At 68.9% G+C, this 21941-nt stretch carries 25 protein-coding genes; 16 read left to right on the forward strand and 9 right to left on the reverse strand.

What is annotated here, in order from left to right; all coding sequences use genetic code 11:
* Window positions 1-7 precede the first annotated feature (7 nt).
* From MKP15_RS11010 to MKP15_RS11020, 3 genes are all read left to right on the forward strand, one after another.
* Entirely contained in the window at window positions 8-1525 is a 1518-nt protein-coding gene (locus MKP15_RS11010) for a fumarate hydratase (RefSeq protein WP_240212729.1), read from the forward strand.
* A 76-nt stretch (window positions 1526-1601) separates the two neighbouring features.
* Entirely contained in the window at window positions 1602-1922 is a 321-nt protein-coding gene (locus MKP15_RS11015) for a hypothetical protein (RefSeq protein ID WP_240212730.1), read from the forward strand.
* Window positions 1923-2021: 99 nt separating this feature from the next.
* Window positions 2022-2657 (forward strand): glutathione S-transferase family protein, encoded by a 636-nt coding sequence (locus tag MKP15_RS11020; RefSeq protein WP_104938743.1) that lies wholly within the window; start codon window positions 2022-2024, stop codon window positions 2655-2657.
* A gap of 66 nt (window positions 2658-2723) precedes the next feature.
* On the opposite strand, the gene MKP15_RS11025 is transcribed toward MKP15_RS11020, so the two are convergent.
* From MKP15_RS11025 to MKP15_RS11040, 4 genes are all read right to left on the reverse strand, one after another.
* Window positions 2724-3833: a sterol desaturase family protein gene (locus tag MKP15_RS11025; RefSeq protein WP_161614399.1), complete on the reverse strand. Its 1110-nt coding sequence runs from the start codon at window positions 3831-3833 to the stop codon at window positions 2724-2726.
* A 158-nt stretch (window positions 3834-3991) separates the two neighbouring features.
* The gene (gene arsC / locus MKP15_RS11030; RefSeq protein ID WP_104938745.1) at window positions 3992-4339 is read right to left on the reverse strand and encodes an arsenate reductase (glutaredoxin); all 348 of its coding nucleotides are present in this window, start codon (window positions 4337-4339) and stop codon (window positions 3992-3994) included.
* 5 nt (window positions 4340-4344) lie between these two features.
* On the reverse strand, window positions 4345-5484 hold the full coding sequence (locus tag MKP15_RS11035) for a phospholipase A (protein WP_104940185.1): 1140 nt from the start codon (window positions 5482-5484) through the stop codon (window positions 4345-4347).
* A 113-nt stretch (window positions 5485-5597) separates the two neighbouring features.
* Window positions 5598-6083, reverse strand: a complete 486-nt coding sequence (locus tag MKP15_RS11040; protein ID WP_240212731.1) for a DUF456 domain-containing protein — start codon at window positions 6081-6083, stop codon at window positions 5598-5600.
* Between the two features lie 232 nt (window positions 6084-6315).
* Here MKP15_RS11040 and MKP15_RS11045 point away from each other — a divergent pair, with 232 nt between their 5' ends.
* Window positions 6316-6525 (forward strand): cold-shock protein, encoded by a 210-nt coding sequence (locus tag MKP15_RS11045; RefSeq protein WP_054665365.1) that lies wholly within the window; start codon window positions 6316-6318, stop codon window positions 6523-6525.
* Window positions 6526-6604: 79 nt separating this feature from the next.
* Here MKP15_RS11045 and MKP15_RS11050 read toward each other — a convergent pair whose 3' ends face one another.
* Both MKP15_RS11050 and MKP15_RS11055 read right to left on the reverse strand, forming a co-directional pair.
* Entirely contained in the window at window positions 6605-7093 is a 489-nt protein-coding gene (locus MKP15_RS11050; RefSeq protein ID WP_104938746.1) for a glycine zipper 2TM domain-containing protein, read from the reverse strand.
* Window positions 7094-7202: 109 nt separating this feature from the next.
* A complete protein-coding gene (locus MKP15_RS11055) occupies window positions 7203-7634 on the reverse strand; it encodes a cytochrome c (RefSeq protein ID WP_161614401.1) in 432 nt (143 codons plus the stop codon).
* 74 nt (window positions 7635-7708) lie between these two features.
* Between MKP15_RS11055 and MKP15_RS11060 the strand changes: the two genes are divergently transcribed.
* Entirely contained in the window at window positions 7709-8500 is a 792-nt protein-coding gene (locus MKP15_RS11060; RefSeq protein WP_104938747.1) for a tRNA threonylcarbamoyladenosine dehydratase, read from the forward strand.
* A 63-nt stretch (window positions 8501-8563) separates the two neighbouring features.
* Here MKP15_RS11060 and MKP15_RS11065 read toward each other — a convergent pair whose 3' ends face one another.
* On the reverse strand, window positions 8564-9334 hold the full coding sequence (locus MKP15_RS11065; RefSeq protein WP_240212732.1) for a TatD family hydrolase: 771 nt from the start codon (window positions 9332-9334) through the stop codon (window positions 8564-8566).
* A gap of 3 nt (window positions 9335-9337) precedes the next feature.
* On the reverse strand, window positions 9338-9568 hold the full coding sequence (locus MKP15_RS11070) for a DUF6116 family protein (RefSeq protein ID WP_161614403.1): 231 nt from the start codon (window positions 9566-9568) through the stop codon (window positions 9338-9340).
* A 159-nt stretch (window positions 9569-9727) separates the two neighbouring features.
* On the opposite strand from MKP15_RS11070, the gene MKP15_RS11075 reads away from it, so the two are divergent.
* Window positions 9728-10552, forward strand: coding sequence for a glycine zipper 2TM domain-containing protein (locus MKP15_RS11075; RefSeq protein ID WP_275692545.1), 825 nt, complete (start codon window positions 9728-9730; stop codon window positions 10550-10552).
* Window positions 10553-10766: 214 nt separating this feature from the next.
* Here MKP15_RS11075 and ppsA read toward each other — a convergent pair whose 3' ends face one another.
* Window positions 10767-13145, reverse strand: coding sequence for a phosphoenolpyruvate synthase (gene ppsA, locus MKP15_RS11080; RefSeq protein ID WP_240212733.1), 2379 nt, complete (start codon window positions 13143-13145; stop codon window positions 10767-10769).
* 194 nt (window positions 13146-13339) lie between these two features.
* On the opposite strand from ppsA, the gene MKP15_RS11085 reads away from it, so the two are divergent.
* The 10 genes from MKP15_RS11085 (at window position 13340) to MKP15_RS11130 (ending at window position 21858) form a co-directional block, all read left to right on the forward strand.
* Entirely contained in the window at window positions 13340-14161 is an 822-nt protein-coding gene (locus tag MKP15_RS11085) for a pyruvate, water dikinase regulatory protein (protein WP_104938752.1), read from the forward strand.
* A gap of 46 nt (window positions 14162-14207) precedes the next feature.
* Window positions 14208-14690, forward strand: coding sequence for a DUF1249 domain-containing protein (locus tag MKP15_RS11090; RefSeq protein ID WP_104938753.1), 483 nt, complete (start codon window positions 14208-14210; stop codon window positions 14688-14690).
* Between the two features lie 70 nt (window positions 14691-14760).
* On the forward strand, window positions 14761-15249 hold the full coding sequence (locus MKP15_RS11095; RefSeq protein ID WP_104938754.1) for an 8-oxo-dGTP diphosphatase: 489 nt from the start codon (window positions 14761-14763) through the stop codon (window positions 15247-15249).
* Between the two features lie 113 nt (window positions 15250-15362).
* Complete coding sequence (locus MKP15_RS11100; protein WP_240212734.1) at window positions 15363-15977, forward strand: CDP-alcohol phosphatidyltransferase family protein; 615 nt, start codon at window positions 15363-15365, stop codon at window positions 15975-15977.
* 61 nt (window positions 15978-16038) lie between these two features.
* Complete coding sequence (gene phaE, locus MKP15_RS11105) at window positions 16039-17112, forward strand: class III poly(R)-hydroxyalkanoic acid synthase subunit PhaE (RefSeq protein WP_240212735.1); 1074 nt, start codon at window positions 16039-16041, stop codon at window positions 17110-17112.
* On the forward strand, window positions 17109-18176 hold the full coding sequence (gene phaC, locus MKP15_RS11110) for a class III poly(R)-hydroxyalkanoic acid synthase subunit PhaC (RefSeq protein ID WP_240212736.1): 1068 nt from the start codon (window positions 17109-17111) through the stop codon (window positions 18174-18176). Before phaE ends, phaC begins: the two co-directional genes overlap by 4 nt.
* Window positions 18173-18547 (forward strand): DUF5329 domain-containing protein, encoded by a 375-nt coding sequence (locus MKP15_RS11115; protein ID WP_240212737.1) that lies wholly within the window; start codon window positions 18173-18175, stop codon window positions 18545-18547. Before phaC ends, MKP15_RS11115 begins: the two co-directional genes overlap by 4 nt.
* Window positions 18548-18597: 50 nt before the next feature.
* Complete coding sequence (locus tag MKP15_RS11120; RefSeq protein ID WP_240212738.1) at window positions 18598-19041, forward strand: hypothetical protein; 444 nt, start codon at window positions 18598-18600, stop codon at window positions 19039-19041.
* A gap of 129 nt (window positions 19042-19170) precedes the next feature.
* Window positions 19171-19386, forward strand: coding sequence for a hypothetical protein (locus tag MKP15_RS11125; protein ID WP_104938758.1), 216 nt, complete (start codon window positions 19171-19173; stop codon window positions 19384-19386).
* A gap of 114 nt (window positions 19387-19500) precedes the next feature.
* Window positions 19501-21858: a Tex family protein gene (locus MKP15_RS11130; protein WP_240212739.1), complete on the forward strand. Its 2358-nt coding sequence runs from the start codon at window positions 19501-19503 to the stop codon at window positions 21856-21858.
* Window positions 21859-21941 lie beyond the last annotated feature (83 nt).

Below are 21941 nucleotides of genomic sequence, written 5' to 3' on the forward strand. Positions count from 1 at the left end.
GCAAGCCGTGACATCGATCAAGCAGGAAGACCTCATCCAGTCCATCGCCGACGCGCTGCAGTACATCTCGTACTACCACCCGGTCGACTACATCAAGAACCTGGCCGCGGCCTACGAGCGCGAGGAGTCGCCGGCGGCGAAGGAGGCGATGGCGCAGATCCTGATCAACTCGCGCATGTGCGCCGAGGGCCACCGCCCGATCTGCCAGGACACCGGCATCGTCACCGTGTTCCTGGAAATCGGCATGAACGTGCGCTGGGACGACGCCACCATGGGTGTGGAGGACATGGCCAACGAGGGCATCCGCCGCGCCTACGCCTACCCGGACAACAAGCTGCGCGCTTCGGTGCTGGCCGACCCGGCCGGCAAGCGCACCAATACGAAGGACAACACCCCGGGCGTGGTCAACGTCAAGGTCGTGCCTGGTGACACCGTGGAGGTGATCGTCGCGGCCAAGGGCGGCGGTTCGGAGGCCAAGAGCAAGTTCGCCATGCTCAACCCGTCCGACTCCATCGTCGACTGGGTGCTCAAGACCGTGCCGACCATGGGCGCGGGCTGGTGCCCGCCGGGCATGCTCGGCATCGGCATCGGCGGCACCGCCGAGAAGGCGATGCTGCTGGCCAAGGAGGCGCTGATGGAGCCGATCGACATCAACGAGCTCAAGGCCCGCGGCCCGTCCAACCGTGCCGAGGAGCTGCGCCTGGAGCTGTACGACAAGGTCAACGCGCTGGGCATTGGCGCGCAGGGCCTGGGCGGCCTGACCACGGTGCTGGACATCAAGGTCAAGGACTACCCGACCCACGCCGCCAACCTGCCGGTGGCGATGATCCCGAACTGCGCCGCCACCCGCCACGCGCACTTCACCCTGGACGGCAGCGGCCCGGTGATGCTGGATCCGCCGTCGCTGGAAGACTGGCCGCAGATCACCTACGACGCCTCCAAGGGCACCCGCGTCGACCTGGACACCATCACCGCGGAAGAAGTGGCCAGCTGGAAGCCGGGCCAGACCCTGCTGCTCAATGGCAAATTGCTGACCGGCCGCGACGCCGCGCACAAGCGCATGGTCGACATGCTCAACAGGGGCGAGCCGCTGCCGGTGGACCTGAAGGGCCGCTTCATCTACTACGTCGGCCCGGTCGATCCGGTGCGCGACGAGGTGGTGGGCCCGGCCGGCCCGACCACGGCGACCCGCATGGACAAGTTCACCCGCCAGATCCTGGAGCAGACCGGCCTGCTGGGCATGGTCGGCAAGGCCGAGCGCGGCCCGGCCGCGATCGACGCGATCCGCGACAACAAGTCGGCGTACCTGATGGCGGTCGGCGGCTCGGCCTACCTGGTGTCCAAGGCGATCAAGGCCTCGAAGGTGGTCGGGTTCGCCGACCTGGGCATGGAGGCGATCTACGAGTTCACCGTGCAGGACATGCCGGTGACGGTGGCGGTCGATTCCACCGGCGAGTCGGTGCACACCACCGGCCCGCGCGAATGGCAGGCCCGCATCGGCAAGATCCCGGTGGTCGTGGAGTAAGGCGCGGCCGCCCCGGCGGTGTCTTCGAAGCGGCCCGGGCGTATGCTCGGGCCGTTTCTCTTTGAGGCGTGCAGACATGCGTAAAGGGCTGTGGGCGGTGCGGGTGGGCGTCACCCTGCTGATGGCGGGGTGCTCCAGTGACGGCGGGTGGCGCGATCCACCGCGCGACGACCCGGCCGCATGCGTGAACCACTGCCAGAGCGCCTATCAGCGCTGCAACGCCAATCCACGCGGCTACGGCGATTGCGGCCAGGCCAGCCGCGACAACCAGTGCGACACGATCACCAACCCCGAACTGCGCGGCGCCTGCCAGACCTCGCAGGCGTTCTGCCAGAACCGCTCGGCGGCCGCGGTCTGCGGCGAGCGGCTGAACAGCTGCATGGCCGGCTGCAACTGAGCGGCCACCCGCCGCCGCGGGCCTGGGCGGGCGGGGGGCAGTCGCGGCGCGGCGGCCGCGGCGACGCTAAGATGGCGCACCACTGCCAGGGAGAGCCGCATGTCCGTCGTCCTGTATGGATCGCAAAGTACCGCTTCACTGGTGGTGCACTGGTTGTTGATCGAACTGGGCATCGAGCATGAGCTGCACCAGCTCGATTTCGAGCGGCGCGAGCAGAAGTCGCCCGGTTACCTGGCGATCAATCCGGCCGGCCGGGTGCCGACGCTGCTGATTGATGGCCAGGTGCTGACCGAGTCGGCCGCCATCGCCATGCACCTGGCCGACCTGCACCCGCAGGCGGGCCTGGCGCCGGCCCCCGGCACCGCGGCGCGCGGCGCGTACTACCGCTGGATGTGTTTCTGCGTCTACACCCTGATGCCGGCCTACCGGGCGTGGTTCTATCCGCATGAACCGGCCGGCGAGGGCAACATCGACGCGGTGAAGGGGCGTGCCCGGGTGCAGCTGGAGGCGGCCTGGCAGCAGGTGGCCGATCACCTGCAGGACGAGGGGCCGTACATGCTCGGCGCGCAGCTCTCGGTGGTGGACTTCATGATGACCATGCTGATGCGCTGGTCGCGCAACATGCCGTGCCCGAGCGACGCCTGGCCGGTGCTGGCCGCGCATGCGCGGCGGATGAAGGACCGCCCCGCGCTGGCCGAGGTCTACCGCCGCGAGGGTATCAGCGACTGGACCTGAACCCGCGCCGCGGCCGTTGCCCGCCCATGTGGGCGCGCTGCCGGGCACGGGCCTGCCGGGAGCGGCTCAATCCACGTAGTCGTCGAATTTGCGGCCGCCCTGGAACGGCATCAGGTGCTGGCGCACGATGCCCTTGGGCACCGTTTCCAGTTTCATCACGCCGTACTCCTGCGGCCACTGCGCCGGGTCGCGCGGCAGCTTGAAGGTGCCCATCAGCATGTCCACCAGCGGCAGGTGGATGGCGTAGTTCACGTCCACGTATTCCCGCTGCCGGGCGTGGTGCCAGTGGTGATAGCGCGGCAGCACCACCAGGTATTCCAGCCAGCCGAAGCGGAGCCCGAGGTTGGCATGGGCCAGCACCGCCTGCAGCCCGACCAGGATCACGTAGGCGTTCACCGCCGGGGTCGAGAAGCCCAGCACCAGCAGTGGCAGCAGCACCGCGCTGCGGGTCATCACGATCTCGACGATATGGATGCGCGAGCCGGCCAGCCAGTCCATGTGCCGGCTGGAATGGTGCACGGCGTGGAAGCGCCATAGCCACGGGATGTTGTGGTACGCGCGGTGCAGCAGCGCCTGCGCCATGTCGGCCACGAACACCGCGATCAGGAACTGTGCCCAGACCGGCAGCGACTGGATCGCCGCCTTCAGCGCCGGGAACGCGGCCAGCCCGGCGAGGGTGGAGGTGGAGGCGGTGACCAAGATCAGGATGAACTGCACCAGCACGTGGCTCATGAAGAAATAGGCCACGTCGGTGCGCCAGCCCGGGCGCAGCGGCGACAGCATGCGCTTGCCCAGGTAACGCTCCAGCGGCACGAACACCAGCGCCGAGAAGAACAGCGACAGCACGAACCAGTCCAGTCCCAGCGAATAAGGGGTTTGTCCGATCGCGTCGAACTGCACGTTGGTGCCGCCCAGCAACACCGCGAGGGTCGCGCTGCCGACGCCGATCGTGGCGATGCGCTTGTTGCGGTCGCGCAGGATGGCCAGCGTGCCCAGCACGAACGCGGCGGCCAGGCCGACCAGCAGCAGGTGGCGGGCGAACTGTTCGTTGTAGACGGCGCGGAACTCGCGGCTGGTCAGCAGTTCGGGAAAGTGGAAGCAGGCCACCGCCATCAGGCTCAGCAGCCCCAGCAGCGCGGACGCGTGGGCGAAGAAGGAGCGGTGCGGTCGGGCCATGCGCGGACTTCCTGTCGAGGGGCCGCGCGATTCTGCCTGTATCCGGCGAAGGGCCACAAGCCCGGCCCTGCCGGGTGCAGGGCGCGCGCTGGCGGCAGGCGGCGGCATTGCCCGCCGCCGCGGAGGCCTGCGCCGTTGCCGGCGCGTGCCCGCGAGGACTACAGCAGCGTGCGCACCGTCTCCGGCGGGCGGCACAGCGCGGTGCCCTTGGGCGTGCGCACGATCGGCCGGTTGATCAGCGCCGGGTGCATCGCCATCGCCTCGACCAGCGCCGCCTCGTCGTCGAGCCGGTCGGCCAGCCCCAGTTCGGCATAGGCGGGCTCCTTGCTGCGCAGCAGCGCGCGCGCGGGGATGCCCATCTCATCGAGCAGCTGGCGCAGGGTGGCCGGGTCGGGCGGCGTGGCCAGGTAGTCGATGACCTCGATGTCGGCGCCGGCCTGCTGCAGCAGGGCCAGCGCGCCGCGCGAATTCGAACAGCGGTTGTTGTGCCAGATCGTTGCTTTCATTGCCTTCAGAACCATTCCAACAGCGAGACGCCAACGCCGACATAGGTGGCGCGGTGGTTGTAGTCGATCATGCTTTCGCCATAGCCGTCGAACACCTGGACGTGGCCGCGCAGCAGCCGGCTGAGCGGGAAGCCATAGTCCAGCTGTACCGAACCGTGCGAGCGGTCGCCACCGCGCAGCGAATGGCGCGCGGTCACCGAGAACTCGTGGCCGTTGCGGTTGTAGACCACGGTGGCGTCGCCGCGGCCGATGTAATCCTCGATGTCCGGGTTGTTGTCGTCGCGGCCGTTCTCCGGGATGCGATACCAGGGCCGCAGCATGATCGCCCAGTTGTCACGGTCCAGGCCGACGTTCAGGATCACCCGGTTCCAGCTGCGCGACAGCGGGTCGCTGCGGCCATTGGACTGGTGGTTGAGGCTGATGCCGGTCATGCGCCCGTTCCAGCCGAACAGCGAATAGCCGTTGCGGAACACCAGCATGGCCTCGGGCTCGTAGTTGGTCTCGCGGAACGGGCGCGAGATCTCGCTGTTGTAGGCCTGCCAGCGCGAACTCTGGGTATAGCCGACCCAGATGTCGCCGTTGTCGCCGAACAGGTTCTCGGCGACCTTGGTCTTGAAGCTGAGCTGGAACTTCAGTTCGGTGGCGTCCAGGTCCTCGGCCTCGGTCGCGGTGTTGGCCGGGTTGGGCGAGTGCGGCAACCGGTTCGGCTTGCTGCTCCAGAACGCGGGCAGCAGGTACACCGGCTTGTAGGCGCGCAGCTGGAACAGGCCGAGCTTGGAGTCTTTCGCCAGCTCCCAGCGGCTGTCCAGCATCGACCCCCGGCCAGCGTTGGCCACGGCCGAGGCCAGGTCGTCATGGGCGAACAGCTCGTTGCGTCGTGGCAGCGGCTGCTCGGCCTCGCGGGCGCTGGCCTTGGCCTCCTTGAGCGTCTGCTGCGCGGCGCTGGCCGCGGCGTCCGCGGCCCGGGTATCGGCCGGGGTGCGGCCGAGCGCGCTGTCGTAGCAGCTCAGGCGGGCAGCGTCCGAATCCAGGGCGAAACAGGCCTGCGGCGAAGCGGGCGTGGTGATCGACTCCTGCGCCAGGACGGCGGCGGAGCAGCCCGACAGGGCCAGCAGCAGGGCGGGGCGGGCGCGGGAGATGTGCATGCGGGAACGGTCCATCGGTACAAAGGGCAGGCGCCCTGCGGCCAGGGCGTGATCCAGGGGGATTGTCGGTCATCCCCGTGTGCAGCGGGAGTCATGGGCGCCGTACCCGCGGTTCAGACGAACCAGGCGACGGCGAATACCCCGAGCATGGCCACCGCCAGCCCGAGCTTGAGCGCGACGCCCAGCACGATGCCCAGCCAGGTGCCCAGGCCCACCCGGGCAGCCTGGCCCAGCCGGCGGCCATGCAGGTATTCGCCGAGCAGGGCGCCCACGAAGGGGCCGGCGAACAGCCCGACCGGCATGAAGAACAGCCCGACGACGGTGCCCAGCACCGACCCGGCCAGCGCCAGCCGGCTGGCGCCGAGCCGTTGCGCCCCCAGGGTGGTGGCGAGTACGTCGATCACGATGGACAGTGCGGTCAGGGCGCCCAGCACCACCAGCGGCAGCCAGCCGACGTGGGCAAACCCGTCGGTCCAGGCCGCCACCAGCAGGCCGGCGAAAACCAGCGGCAGCCCGGGCAGCGCGGGCAGGATCACGCCGGCCAGGCCGACGAGAACGAGCACGGCCGCTAGCAGATACAATATGAATGAATAGTCCATGCAGGTTCCGGGGGAGGACCAAAAGGGGTTGACAAGATTGTCTTTCCCCGATTGATTTTTGGTTATGGTCGGGTTAAGTTTCAGCCGCTGAGCTTGGCAAGGTCACCGTGAATCGTGGCCTGATGGGTAGATCGCATGATTTGCTGCATCGTTGCACCTCGCTTCCTCCTTGCAGTCAGCCGCCTTCCGGGGCGTATCCATCAAACGAGAGAGCAACAGGGAGTCAGTCGAGATGTCCGATCGCGAAACCGGCATTGTCAAGTGGTTCAATGACGCCAAGGGCTTCGGCTTCATCAGCCGCGAGAATGGCGAAGACGTGTTTGTGCACTTCCGCGCCATCCAGACCCAGGGCTTCAAGAGCCTGAAGGAAGGCCAGAAGGTCACCTTCACCGTGGTGCAGGGGCAGAAGGGCCTGCAGGCTGACGCCGTGCAGCCGGTCTGATACCACACGCGGTACCGCAGAAAGGAAAAGGCCCGCGGATGCGGGCCTTTTCCGTGCGCTCCATGCGGGTGGGCCGGGCTCAGCGCAGCACCACGCGGCCGTTGACCACGCGCACGTAGGTGTTCTCGCGGATGCCGCCCAGGTCCTTCTGGTTGACCACGATCACCCGGCCGTCGTCCATCCGCACCTGGATGTCGTAGGAATTGCCGGTGACGTTCTGCTGGATCTTGTTGCCGGCCAGCGCACCGGCCGCCGCGCCGGCCGCCGCGGAGATGTTCTGGTTGCCCTTGCTGCCGCCGGTGTGGCTGGAGATTTCATGGCCGGCCACGGCGCCGACGATGCCGCCGAGGATGGCGCCGGTGGCCGAGGGTGCGGTGCGGCCCGAGGCCACCGTGTCGATGCGGGTGACGATGCCGCAATCGGCGCAGCGGGTGGTGTTGTAACCGCCGTTGTTGTAGCCGCCATTGTTGTAGCCACCGCCATAGCTGCCGCCATAGCCCGGGGAGGTCGCGCAGCCGGCCAAGGCCAGGCTGGCGATGGCGCCCGCAGCGATCAACTGGATCTTCATGGTGATTCTCCTTGCCAGATGGGTAGCGGGTATGGCCATACCCGGCACGGTGAATCCTCCCTTTTCACGCGTGAATGGCGAGCCAACCACGCGTGAAACCCGGGTCGAATCACCTGAAATCCTGGTGGCAGGCCTTGCAGTCGTTTCCAAGCTGTTCAGTGACCGCGGCCAGTGCGGTGCAGTCGGCCGGGGGCGCGGCCAGGGCGTCGTTCAAGGTCGCGCGGAAGCGGCTTGCATGCTGCTGGAAGCGCGCATCGTCGCGCAGGCCGGGGAAGGCCAGGTCCAGGTCGTTGGTCAGCAGGCGCAGGGTCTGCAGGCGCGGGGTCGAGTCGTTGATCGTGCAGCGGTTCTGCTTGCGGCTGTCGCCCAGCAGCTGGGACTGGCGTGCCATGACATTCATCAGGCTGTGCGGGAACGGATCCTGCCGCGCCTGGATGGCCCGCATCGCCATCACGGTGGCGACCCCGCCGATCAGCAGGCCGGCGATCAGCACGAACAGGTAGCGGGATGCGTTGGACTGGGTGCGGCTGGGTTCGGTCATGGGCCCGGGCTCCTTGGGGAATGCACCGATGGTACGACGCACGGCACGTTTGCGGCCACGTTTAGAATGCGCGGATGAAAGCACAACTGCGCGAACGTTTCGCCGGCATCGACCGGCTGTATGGCGCCGGCGCCATCGAACGGCTGTCCGCCAGCCGGGTGGCGGTGATCGGCATGGGCGGCGTCGGGTCCTGGGTGGTGGAGGCGCTGGTGCGTTCGGCGGTCGGCCACCTGACCCTGATCGACGCCGACGACATCTGCGTGTCCAACACCAACCGGCAGCTGCCGGCGATGGCCGGCCAGTACGGGCGCAACAAGGCGGTGGCGATGGCCGAGCGCTGCCGTGCGATCAACCCCGATGCCAGCATCGAACCGGTGCAAGCATTCCTGACCGCAGCCAACATGGCCGAGCTGCTGGATCGCGGTTTCGACCTGGTCATCGACGCCTGTGACAGCTTCCGGGTGAAGGTGGAGGCCATCGCCTGGTGCCGGCGCCGCAAGCTGCCGTTGATCACGGTGGGCGCGGCGGGCGGCCGCACCGACCCGACCCTGGTGCGGGTGCGCGATGTGTCGCGCACCGAGCACGACGCGATGCTGGCGCTGATCCGCAAGAAGCTGCGCGGCGAATTCAACTTCCCCAAGAACCCGCAACGCTATTTCGGCGTACCGGCGGTGTATTCGCTGGAGAACGTGAAATACCCGCAGGCCGATGGCAGCGTCTGCGGGCTGCGCCCCAACCTGGGTGCCGACGCGGCGCTGAAGCTCGATTGCGGTGCCGGCCTCGGCGCGGCGACCCACATCACCGGCGCGTTCGCTTTCGCCGCGGTCGGCAAGGCCCTGGAAATGCTGCTCAAGCCGAAGGCCTGATCACGCCGTGGCGCGGCAACCGGCATCGGCCCGCGCCGTTGTCATGGTCGCCGGCGCCGCGGATCATGCAGGCGGCAGCTTGAACAGGCGCCGCGCGTTCTCGCTGGTGCGAGCGGCGATCTCCTCCACCGTTTGCCCGCGCAGGCCGGCGATGGCCGCGGCCACGGCGGGCAACCGCGCCGGTTCGTTACGCTGGCCGCGGATGGCGGCATCGGGCTGGTCGGGCGCGTCGGTTTCCAGCAGCAGGAACTCCAGCGGCATGGTCGCCACCAGCGTGCGCAGGCGGTTGGCGCGCGGGTAGGTGAGCGGCCCACCCAGGCCGACCAGGAAGCCCAGGTCCCACAGTTGCCGCGCCTGTTCCGGGCTGCCGGAGAAACTGTGGACGACCCCGCGCAGGCCGCCCACGCGGCGCAGGGTGTGGATCACTTCCTCGGTGGCACGGCGGGCATGCACGATCACCGGCAGCCCGGTCTCCCGCGCCAACTGCAGCTGCGCGTGGAAGTACTGGCGCTGGGTGTCGGCGTCCAGGCCTTCGACGAAGAAGTCGAGCCCGCACTCGCCGATGGCACAGGGCGCCTCGCGCTCCACCCAAGCGCGCAGCGCATCCAGATGCGGCGGGCGATGCTCGGCCAGGAACATCGGGTGCAGGCCGTAGGCCGGATGCAGTGCGGGGTTGGCGGCGCAGGCCTGGCGCAGCCCGGGCCAGCCCGCCGCGGTGACCGCCGGCACCACCATCGCCGCCACGCCGGCGGCGCCGGCGCGCGCCAGCACCGCGTCACGGTCGCCATCGAACGCCGGGGCGTCCAGGTGGCAATGGCTGTCCACCAACTGCATGGTTCAGCGCTTGCGCGGCAGCGCGGGCGGCTCGACGGCGGCAACCGGGTTCTTGCGCCGCTTCCAGTTGGCCAGCAGCAGGGTACCCAGGCCGAACAGGATCTCGTCGATGAAGGGCACCGGGTCAGGCAGCAGCAGGCTCAGCACGAACAGGCCGGCCGTGATCTTGAACAGGGTCGGGTAGCGCAACTTGCGCGCCCATTCCATGAAGGGCAGCAGCAGGGGACTGGACATGGGGGGATCCTTGGCGGCGGGGCGGGGGCGGCAGGTGCAATATTGCGACAGCCGGCCGGCATTTCACGAGCGGCCGGGTCCGTGCGATGCCTTCGTTCAGGTTTATCGTGCTGGAATTGCGCGCAGGTCAACAGGCGGACGACCCGCTGGGAGCAGACGATGAAGAGCAACACGACTACTGTTCTGGTGGCTGCCGGTGCCCTGCTGGTGGGAGGCATCGCCACGGCGGCGTTCATGAGCACCCGTGACAAGGCCTTACCGCTGGCGCCGGGCCAGGCGCCGGTACTGGACAACACCCCGCTGGCCGATGACGCCGCGGCCGGCAACGCGCTGGCGCCGCAGCAGGGCATGCTGGAGTACGCCGACGTACTCAAGGTCGAGCCGGTGACCCGCAGCGAACCGGCCTACGCCACGGTCATCGGCAGCGAGCCGGTCCGCGAAACCTCCACCACCACGGTGCCGCGCGAGGTGTGCGAGGACGTGGTGGTGCAGGAGCGCCTGCCCGAGCGCGATGGCAACGTCGGCGGCACCGTGGCCGGCGCGGTCATCGGCGGCCTGCTGGGCAACCAGGTGGGCAAGGGCGACGGGCGCAAGGCGGCGACCGCGGCCGGCGCCGTGGCCGGTGGCGTGATCGGCAACCAGATCGACAAGCGCCATGTCGGCGGCCGCGTGGTGCAGCGTACCGAGCGCCAGTGCCATACCGAGCAGACCGCGTCGGAATCGTCGCGGGTCACCGGCTACAACGTCACCTACCGCAAGGCCGACGGCAGCACCGGCAGCATGCGAATGGACAAGCAGCCGGGCAGCCGCATCGCCCTGGGCAATGCCAGCCGCACCGTCGGCTATGACGTCACCTACCGTTTCAACGGCCAGGAAAAGAAGGTGCGGATGGATGACAAGCCGGCCAGCGACCGCCTGCCGGTGATCGACGGCCAGGTGGTGACGCAGACCGCCGCGGTGGATGCCGCGGCCGCCCGCCGCTGAGTTCCCCGCGGGAAGGCGTCCGCTTCCCACACCCGCACGCTTCAGGCAGCGCCCCGCATCGGGGCGCTGTTTTCATCTGCCATCGGCGGCGGCAATTCGGCGGCGGCAAGAGTGGCAGTGCAGAGCACGGCGGGGCGGCGAGAAGCCGTAAAAAAAACAGGCCCCGGTTTCCCGGGGCCTGTCATGGATCACGCGGTCGCCCGACGGGCGCGGCTCAGGAGGCGGCCTTGCTCTTGGCCAGCCGCAGCCAGGTATCGACCACGGTGTCCGGGTTCAGCGACACCGACTCGATGCCTTCCTGCATCAGCCATTCGGCCAGGTCCGGATGGTCGGACGGGCCCTGGCCGCAGATGCCGACATACTTGCCCTTGGCACGCGCGGCCTTGATCGCCATCGACAGCAGCTTCTTGACCGCCGGGTTCCGCTCGTCGAACAGGTGGGCGACGATGGAGGAATCGCGGTCCAGGCCGAGCGACAGCTGGGTCAGGTCGTTCGAGCCGATCGAGAAGCCGTCGAAGATCTCCAGGAACTCATCGGCGAGCAGCGCGTTGGACGGCACCTCGCACATCATGATGATCTTCAGCCCGTTCTCGCCCTGCTTCAGGCCGTTCTGCGCCAGGACCTCGACCACCTTGCGGCCTTCCTCCAGGGTGCGCACGAACGGGATCATCACCCACAGGTTGTCCAGGCCCATTTCGTTGCGCACGCGCAGCACGGCCTGGCACTCCAGGGCGAACGCGGCCGAGAAGCTCGGGTCGACATAGCGGCTGGCGCCGCGGAAGCCGATCATCGGGTTCTCTTCATGCGGCTCGTAGTTGCTGCCGCCGATCAGGTTGGCGTACTCGTTGGACTTGAAGTCCGACAGGCGCACGATCACCGGGTTCGGCGCGACCGAGGCGGTGAGGGTGGCGATGCCCTCGGCCAGGCGGTCCACGTAGAAGCTCACCGGGTCCTTGTAGCCGGCGATCTTCTCGTCGATCTTCTTCTTCGTTGCCGCGTCCTGGCGGTCGTATTCGAGCAGCGCGTTCGGGTGCACGCCGATGTGGCTGGCGATGATCATTTCCAGGCGGGCCAGGCCGATGCCGGCGTTCGGCAGCTGGCCGAAATCGAAGGCGCGTTCCGGGTTGGCCACGTTCATCATGATCTTCAGCGGCGCCGGCGGCATGTTGCCCAGGTCGGTGGTCGCGCGCTCGAAGCCCAGCTTGCCCTCGTAGATGAAGCCGGTATCGCCCTCGGCGCAGCTGACGGTGACCAGCTGGCCGTCCTCGATCACCTGGGTGGCGTTGCCCGAGCCGACCACGGCCGGCACGCCCAGCTCGCGGGCGATGATCGCCGCGTGGCAGGTGCGGCCACCGCGGTTGGTGACGATGGCAGAGGCACGCTTCATCACCGGCTCCCAGTCGGGGTCGGTCATGTCGGCGATCAGCACGTCGCCCGGCTGCACGCGGTTCATGTCGTCCAGGGTCTTGACCACGCGCGCCACGCCGGCACCGATCTTGGCGCCGACCGCACGGCCTTCGGCCAGTACCTTGCCGCCCTTCTCGGTCAGCGCGAAGCGCTCGATCTGGGTGGCGTGGCTGCGCGATTTCACCGTTTCCGGGCGTGCCTGCACGATGAACAGCTTGCCGCTGACCCCGTCCTTGGCCCACTCGATGTCCATCGGGCGGCCATAGTGCTTCTCGATGGTCAGTGCCTGCCGGGCCAGCTCGTGCACGTCTTCGTCGCTGATGGAGAAGGTGTTGCGCAGCGCGGCCGGGGTGTCCTCGACCTTGACCCGCTCGCCGGGGACGTCCGAATACACCATGCGGATCGCCTTGCTGCCGAGCGCGCGGCGCAGGATCGCCGGCTTGCCGGCCTGCAGCGTGGGCTTGTAGACGTAGAACTCGTCGGGGTTGACCGCGCCCTGCACGACCATCTCGCCCAGGCCGAACGAGGAGGTGACGAACACCACGTCGCGGAAGCCGGACTCGGTGTCCAGGGTGAACAGCACGCCGGAGGAACCCACGCCCGAGCGCACCATCAGCTGCACGCCGGCGGACAGGAACACGTCCTCGTGCTTGAAGCCGTGGTGCACGCGGTAGGCGATGGCGCGGTCGTTGTACAGCGAGGCGAACACTTCCTTGACCTTGCGCACGACGTCGTCGGCGCCGGTGACGTTGAGGAAGGTTTCCTGCTGGCCGGCGAAGGAGGCATCGGGCAGGTCTTCGGCGGTGGCCGACGAGCGCACCGCCACGGCCACCTCGCCGCCGCCATTGTCGGCGCACAGGCGGGCGTAGGCGTCGCGGATGTCCTTGTCCAGCGCCGGCTGCAGCGGGGCGTCGATCACCCAGCCGCGGATCTCGCCGCCAGCGGCGGTCAGGGCGTTCACGTCTTCGACGTCGAGCGTGGCCAGGCGGTCGAAAATGCGCTTGGACAGGTCGTTGTGGGCGATGAAATCCTTGAACGCCTCGGCCGTGGTGGCATAGCCGCCCGGCACCGAGACTCCCAGGCCGGCAAGGTTGCCGATCATCTCGCCGAGCGAGGAATTCTTGCCCCCCACGCGGGCCAGGTCGGCCAGGCGCAGTTCATGCAACCACAGGATGTTCTCGTTCAAGCGCGATGCTCCGTTGAGGCCATCGCCCGAGGCGGGCTGGTATGGCCACGTCCGTAGGAAGAAGCCAATATGATGCAGTGCACACCTAAGCGGCACAAGCTTGTGACATTACTTTGTCTTGTGCTTGTCTTTCCCGGGACAGCGACGGGTCATCCGCCGCCCCCCGTGCCATCCCCCCTCCAAAGGAGTCCTGCATGACGGCGATCCGGCCGGTGTTCTATGTCTCGGACGGTACCGGCATCACCGCCGAAACCGTGGGCCACAGCCTGTTGACCCAGTTCTCCGGCTTCAGTTTCGTGACCGATCGCATGTCGTTCGTCGACGATGTGGACAAAGCGCACGAGGCCGCGCGCCGCATCCGTGCCGCCGGCGAGCGCTACCAGGTGCGCCCGATCGTGGTCAGCTCCTGTGTGGACTCGGCGCTGGGGCGGATCCTGGAGGAGAGCGGGGCGCTGGTGCTGGACGTGTTCGCGCCGTTCATCGGCCCCCTGGAACAGGAGCTGGAGTCGACCCGGCACTCCAGGATCGGCCAGGCCCACGGCATGGTGGATTTCGACACCTACCACCGCCGCATCAATGCGATGAACTTCGCGCTGAGCCATGACGACGGCATCGCGGTGAACTACGACGAGGCCGACGTGGTGCTGGTGGCCGTGTCGCGCGCGGGCAAGACGCCGACCTGCATCTATCTGGCGCTGCACTATGGCATCCGCGCGGCCAACTATCCGTTGACCGAGGAGGACCTGGAAAGCGACCGCCTGCCGCCGCGCCTGCGACCCTACCGCAACAAGCTGTTCGGGCTGACCATCGACCCCGAGCGGCTGCAGCAGATCCGCCAGGAACGGCGGCCCAACTCCCGCTATGCCAGTGCCGAGGTCTGCCGGCGCGAGGTGGCCGCGGCCGAAACCATGTTCAGGATGGAACGCATCCCGACCCTGAGCACCACCCATACCTCGATCGAGGAGATCTCCAGCAAGGTGCTGGGCACGCTGGGACTGCAGCGGGAGATGTTCTGAACCCGGGGCGCATGCCGCGGCCGGGGGCGCCGTGTAGGATCGGCGCATGAACCAGGCTCTTTCCCGCGTCGATCGCATTCCCCGGCTGGGCCGCCTCGGCTGGCTGATGGGGCTGTACGCGGAAAACTACCAGCACCTGATGCGGCTGTTCGCGCCGGACCGCCTGCACCCGGGGCGTTACGCCTCGTCCATCGGCGACGGCCTGGACCTGTACCTGGACGTGATCGAGTGCCACCGCTACACGGTCGAACTGCGCATGACCTACGGCATCCTCGACCCGCTGACCGGCGAGCCCGATCCGTCGGCCTACGTGCGCCTGTACCGGGATGCGCGGCAGGTGGAGACCACGCACTGCTATGTCGGCCGGCGCTGGCAGGACGTCATGGGCATGTACCCGCCCGCGGACGAACTGGTCAGCCACCGCCTGCGCATGAACACATTCCTCGGCAAGTGGCTGGAGTACCTGGCGGAACGCGGGCATGGCGTGGCCACGCTGCGCCGTCTCGACGAGGCCGGCGTGCTGGTCTAGGACCGGCGCGGCCGTCGCGCCGCGGGGCGATCGGTCATACTGCGGGTTTTCGCCGCGCGCTCCGAGTCCGATGCCTTATACCCCGATTCTCGCCACCCTGGGTTACGTGTTGTCCAAGGACGGTACCCAGGCCCTGATGATCCATCGCAACACCCGTCCCGGCGACATGCACCTGGGCAAGTACAACGGACTGGGCGGCAAGATGGAGCCGCAGGAGGACGCGCTGGCCTGCATGCACCGCGAGATCCGCGAGGAAGCCGGGATCGAATGCGGCACCACCCGCCTGCGCGGCACGCTCAGCTGGCCGGGCTTCGGCAAGCAGGGCGAGGACTGGTTCGCGTTCGTGTTCGTGATCGACGACTGGACCGGTACCCCGTTGCAGTCCAACCCCGAAGGCACGCTGGAGTGGGTGCCGGTGGACCAGCTCGAATCGCTGCCGCTGTGGGAAGGCGACCGCCATTTCCTGCCGCTGGTGTTCGACGCCGATCCGCGGCCGTTCCATGGGGTGATGCCGTATCGCGACGGGCGCATGCAGTCGTGGAGCTATACGCGGCTGTAAGCCGCCGCCGCTCACATGGGCTCACCTGGCCGCACCGGCGCCGTGCGCATCCGACATGGCCGTATTCACGGCAATCGCGCTAGGCTGACGCCGCCATGATCCGGAAACCCGACATGAAACGCCATTTCTCGATGCTGCGCGAGTTCCGGCTCGCGGACTGGTTCACCTTGGGCAACGCCTTCTGCGGCACCGGCGCGGTGTTCGCGGCGATGCGCTTCCTGCAGGACGGCCAGCGCGGTTTCCTGCTGTTCGGCATGGCGCTGATCCCGCTGGCGTTCGTGTTCGACGCGCTCGACGGCCGCATCGCCCGCTGGCGGCAATCGTCCTCCACCCTGGGGCGCGAACTGGATTCGCTGGCCGACGTGATCTCCTTCGGCGTCGCACCCGCCGCGCTGGCCTACGCCTGCGGCATGCAGGGCGGCTGGGACTGGCTGGTGCTGAGCTACTTCGTCTGCTGCGGCGTCAGCCGGCTGGCGCGCTACAACGTCACCGCCGAGGAAATCGCCGGCGACTCGGACAAGGTCCCGTACTTCGAGGGAACCCCCATTCCCACCAGCCTGGCGCTGGTGATCCTGCTGGCGGTGGCGGCGCATTTCGGCGCGATCGGCGCCAACCTGTGGGGCGGCGTCTGGCAGCTGGGACCGTGGCAGCTGCATCCGCTGGTCCTGCTGTTCGCACTGTCGGGCTCGCTGATGATCAGCAAGACCCTGCATATTCCCAAACCCTGACCGCGGCGACGCGGCCGCGTTGCTATCATCGCCGCGACAACGGCGGAGCAGGGCAAGGGCAGTGGCCGACGACAACGACAGCACGGGGTTCGACGCCGGCCTGAAGCGCGCCTGGGAGGCATGGCAGCAGGCCGTGGGCCAGGGCGGCGCGGGCGCCGCCGATGCCTTTCCCTGGCAGGAGGGCATCGCGCAGTGGGCGCGGCTGGTCGGCACCGGCGCCGCGCCACAGGTGCATGAACTCGGCGCGCGCTTCCAGCAGCAGGCCGGCGACTGGCTGGGCACGATGCAGCAGGTCGCGGCGCGTTTCGCCGGCCGCGACAGCAGCGCCGCCGAAGTCGCCGGCGCCTGGCGCGACGCCGTCGAGGGCCAGGGCGACGCCATGATCCGCTGGATGCTCGATGCGGCCCGCGGTGGCAACGCGCTGGGCGACCAGCCCTGGATACGCGATTTCGTCCACGCGCTGCAGGCCGGTCATGGCGAGGACGGTTGGCTGAACGCCCCGGCGTTCGGTCCCGCGCGCGAACACCAGGCGCGCTGGCAGGCCCTGCTGCGCGCGCAGCAGGAACACCAGGCCCGCATGCAGGCCTATGTCGGCTCCATCCGCGGGGTGCTGGACGACGCCTTCCACCGCTTCGAGGCCAAGCTGGCCGAACACGAGGCGCCGGGCAGCCAGCTCACCAGCGCCCGCGCGATGTTCGACCTGTGGATCGACGCCGCCGAAGAGGCCTACGCCACGGTTGCCATGTCCGAGGATTTCCAGCGCATCTATGCCGATCTGGCCAACACCCAGATGCGCCTGCGCGCCGCCACCCAGCAAGAGCTGGAGCGCGCCTGCGAGCTGATGGGGGTACCCACGCGTACCGAGATGGATGCGGCCCATCGCCGCATCGCCGAACTGGAGCGCTGGATGCGGCGCATGGCTGCCGGCAATGCCGCGGCCGCCCCGCCGCCGGCGCCCGCACCCGCGACGCCCCGGGCCAGGGCGAAGTCCGCGCGCAGCGCCGGCACCGCGCCGCAGGACCGGCCCGCGGCAACCAAGGCCAGGAAAGCCGGCAAGGCGGCCGCACCCGGCAGTGCCGGCGCACCCAGCAGTGCGTCCAGCCCGGCCAGGTCGCGGCGTGGAGGCGGGCCATGAAGGGACCGCTCGGGTTCGGCATGGACGACCTGCTGCAGGAAACGCTGCAGCTGCAGCAGAAGCTGGCCGACGGGCTGAAGCTGTTGCCGGGCGTGGAGGACGTCGACTATGGCGTCACCGAACGCCAGCCGGTGTGGCGCGACGGCAAGGTCACGCTGTACCGCTTTGTCGGTGGCGCGGCGCCGTCCGGGCAGCGGCCGCCACTGCTGATCGTCTACGCGCTGGTCAACCGGCCGTACATGGTGGACCTGCAGGATGGCCGCTCGCTGGTGCAGAAACTGCTCGCCGTCGGCCAGGATGTGTACGTGCTGGACTGGGGCTACCCGGACCGTTCCGAGCGGTTCCTCACCCTGGAGGACTACCTGCTGCGTTTCCTCGATGGCGCCGTCGACCACCTGCAGGCGCAGCACGGCGGCCCGCCCAACCTGCTGGGCATCTGCCAGGGCGGGGTGTTCTCGCTGTGTTACGCCGCGCTGCGTCCGCACAAGGTGCGCAACCTGGTCACCATGGTCACGCCGGTGGATTTCCACACGCCCGACAACATGCTCTCGCACTGGGCGCGGCACGTCGACGTGGACCTGTTCGTCGATACGCTGGGCAACATCCCGGCCGACCTGATGAACGCCAGCTACCTGATGCTCAAGCCGTTCCGGCTCAACGTGCAGAAGTACGTGGGGCTGGTGGACATCCTGGACGACCGGCAGGCGCTGGAGGATTTCCTGCGCATGGAGAAATGGATCTTCGACTCGCCCGACCTGGCCGGCGAGGCGTTCCGCGAGTTCGTCAAGCAGTTCTACCAGGGCAATGGTCTGATGCATGGCGGCATCCGCATCGGCGCCGAGGCGGTGGACCTGGAAAAGCTGCGGATGCCGGTGCTCAACATCTACGCCGAACAGGACCACCTGGTGCCGCCGGCGGCGTCGCGGGCGCTGCGCGGACGCACCGGCAGCAGCGACTACACCGAAGTGGGCTTCCGGGGTGGCCATATCGGCATTTACGTGTCGGCGCGGGCGCAGCGCGAAGTGCCCGCCGCCATCCACGACTGGCTGAGCGCGCGGACATGAGCCACGGCCCGCTGCTGGCGGTGTTGCTGGGGCTGGGACTGGCGGCGGTTCCCGCTACCCTGCCGGCCGCGCCGGACGCCACCGCCCGGCAGGAGATCGACGGGCTGATGCAGGCGCTGGCCGGTTCCGGATGCCGCTTCCAGCGCAATGGCAGCTGGCACGATGCCGGCGAGGCGCGCAGCCACCTGCAGCGCAAGTACGATTACCTGCTCAAGCGTGGCCTGGCCGACACCGCCGAGCAGTTCATCGAGCGTGCCGCCAGCCGCAGCAGCCTCAGTGGCAAGCCCTACCGGGTGGCCTGTCCCGGCCACGCCGAGCAGGACGCCGCGCCCTGGTTCCGGCAGCAGTTGCTGCGGCTGCGCGGCGGTTGACGGTTCCAATGCATCTTCCAGGCGGCGCGGCCGCGGGCAGGCACGGGCGCGTGGCGGCATGGGCGCCGCGCCTGGCATGCGTGCTGGGCGCGCTGTGGACGGCGCCCAACACCCTGTTCGGGCTGGTGGCGGGCCTGGCGGGCATGCCGGCCGGAGCGCGGCCGCGCTGGAACCGCCGCGACTGCGCGCTGGTATTCCACCGCTGGCCGTGGGGCCCGGGCGGCGCGATCACGCTGGGCATGGTGATCCTGCACACCGGCGACAGCCTGGACGTGGCCTGCGCGACCTACGAGCACCGCGCCGGCCGCTGCCTGCATCCGCCGGTGCGGCTCGGCGACCATGAGCGCGCGCATGTGTTCCAGTACATGGTGCTGGGGCCGCTGTTCCTGCCGGTCTACCTGGCCTGCGGCGGGGTCAGCGTGCGCAACCCGTTCGAACGCGCCGCCGACCGCTATGCGCTGCAAGGGCGCGGCTGGTGGCCGCGCCTGCGATGAGCGGTGGCCGGCGCCTGTCTTCGGCATGCAACCGGCGCGTCATGGCGCATCAACTTTTTTTGTACATCCTGGTAACGCCCGCCCACCTAGAGTGGGCCCGTTACAGACGCAACAGGAGTACCGGTCACCATGGCAGTCGTTCTTTATATCGGTGGCAGCAAGGATGGCGAGAAGGGCGTGGTGCCCTATGGCTTCAGCAAGACCCGCAGGGATACCGAGGCAGGCCCCGAGATCTACGTGGAACGGGTGATGGACGTCAGCGGCCGCGGCCGCATGCGGGTGATGGTGCTGGAAAGCCTGCGCGACGATATCGCGTTCCAGCGCCTGAGCCGGCACCTCGGCTAGCCGCCGGTCGCCGCGCCGCGAAGCAATCCCGGGCCGGGCTGTCAATGGCTTTCCCCTCCCGGGACGCGCTGCCAGAATGCGGGCTTCCCCAGTAGCGGTAGCCCCCTGGAATCCATGCAAGACAGCAAGCTCGCGCAGCAGATCGCGCAGACCATCGCCGACGAGATCGGCGCCCAGCCCGCGCAGGCCAAGGCCGCCATCGCGCTGCTCGACGAAGGTGCCAGCGTCCCGTTCATCGCCCGCTACCGCAAGGAAGTCACCGGCGGCCTGGACGACACCCAGCTGCGCAACCTGGAAGTGCGCCTGACCTACCTGCGCGAGCTGGAAGACCGCCGCGCCGCGGTGCTGGCCAGCATCGCGGAACAGGGCAAGCTGAGCGACGAACTACGCAACGAGATCCTGGCCGCCGACACCAAGTCGCGGCTGGAGGACCTGTACCTGCCGTACAAGCCCAAGCGCCGCACCCGCGCGCAGATCGCCCGCGAGGCCGGGCTGGAACCGCTGGCCGACGGCCTGCTCGCCGACCCGACCCGCGATCCCCAGGCCTTTGCCGCCGGCTTCGTGGATGCCGGAAAGGGCGTGGCCGATGCCAAGGCCGCGCTGGAAGGCGCCCGCGCGATCCTGATGGAGCGCTGGGGCGAGGACGCGGCACTGGTGGGTGAGCTGCGGCAGTGGCTGGGCGAGGTCGGGGTGATCCGCGCCCGCGTCGCCGAAGGCAAGGAAACCGAAGGCGCCAAGTACCGCGACTACTTCGAGCATGCCGAGCCGTTGGCGAAGATTCCCTCGCACCGGCTGCTGGCGCTGTTCCGCGCGCGCCGCGAGGAAATCCTGTTCCTGGAACTGGACCCGGGCAGCGACGCCGACGCCGGCCACCACTACGCCGAGGGCCGGGTGGCGCGCAGTGCCGGCGTCGCCGACCAGGGCCGTGCCGCGGACCGCTGGCTGCTGGATGCGTGCCGCCTGACCTGGCGCGCCAAGCTGCACATGCACCTGTTGCTGGACCTGTTCAACCAGGCCCGCGAAAAGGCCGAGGCCGAGGCCATCGCCGTATTCGGCGACAACCTCAAGGACTTGCTGCTGGCCGCGCCGGCCGGCCCGAAGACCGTGCTGGGGCTGGACCCGGGCATCCGTACCGGCTGCAAGGTCGCCGTGGTCGACGCCACCGGCAAGCTGCTCGCCACCGAAACCATCTATCCGCACGAACCCCGGCGCCAGTGGGAGCAGTCGCTGCAGACGCTCCGCCACCTGTGCGCCAAGTACAACGTCGAGCTGATCGCCATCGGCAACGGTACCGCCAGCCGCGAGACCGACAAGCTCGCCGGCGAGGTCATCAAGGCCTGCGACAACCCGAAGCTGCAGAAGGTGGTGGTCAGCGAGGCCGGCGCTTCGGTGTACTCGGCCTCCGAGTTCGCCGCGCGTGAGTTCCCCGATCTGGATGTGTCGCTGCGCGGCGCGGTATCGATCGCGCGGCGGCTGCAGGATCCGCTGGCCGAACTGGTCAAGATCGAGCCCAAGGCGATCGGCGTCGGCCAGTACCAGCATGACGTGGACCAGTTCCGCCTGGCCCGGGCGCTGGACGCGCGCGTCGAGGACTGCGTCAACGCCGTGGGCGTATTCGTCAACACCGCCTCGGCCGCGCTGTTGTCGCGGGTGTCGGGGTTGTCGTCGACGGTGGCCGAGAACATCGTCCGCCATCGCGACGAGAACGGCCCGTTCCGGCGCCGTCGCGACCTGCTGAAGGTGCCGCGCCTGGGCGACAAGACCTTCGAACAGTGCGCCGGCTTCCTGCGCATCGCCGATGGCGACGAGCCGCTGGATGCCTCGGCCGTGCATCCCGAGGCCTACCCGGTGGTCGAGCGCATCGTCGCCGCGGCGCAGCGGCCGATCAAGGCGCTGCTCGGCGACGGCAGCTTCCTGCGCGGGCTCAAGGCCGAGCAGTTCACCGACGAGACCTTCGGCGTGCCGACCGTGCGCGACATCCTGAAGGAACTGGAGAAGCCCGGCCGCGACCCGCGCCCCGAGTTCAAGGCGGCGCGCTTCGCCGACGGCGTGGAAGACATCAAGGACCTGCGCGAGGGCATGGTGCTGGAGGGCGTGGTCAGCAACGTGGCCGCCTTCGGCGCGTTCGTCGACATCGGCGTGCACCAGGACGGACTGATCCACATCTCCGCGCTGTCGGATACTTTCGTCAAGGATCCGCGCGACGTGGTCAAGGCCGGCGATATCGTCAAGGTGAAGGTGCTGGAGGTCGACGTCGCCCGCAAGCGCATCGCATTGACCCGGCGCCTGGACGACAGCCCGGCCCCGGCCCGGCGCCCGGACAGGGGCGCGGACCAGGGGGCGGGGCAGGGCGCGGCCGGGCGCCGCGACGGGGGGCGTGGTGCGCCCGCGCGGGGCGCGCGTTCCGGCAGCGCCGCGCCACCGGCCAACAACGCATTGGCCGAGGCGTTCGCGCGCGCGCGTCGCGGTTGATGCGGCGCTGATCGCGCCCATGGCGGAGGGCCTGTCGCCCGGCCTTCCGCCATGCACCCGCGCCAGGGCCAGGAACGCAAAAA

It is taken from the genome of Stenotrophomonas sp. Y6 (genome assembly GCF_022436665.1).
In the GTDB taxonomy this organism is placed as follows: domain Bacteria; phylum Pseudomonadota; class Gammaproteobacteria; order Xanthomonadales; family Xanthomonadaceae; genus Stenotrophomonas; species Stenotrophomonas acidaminiphila_A.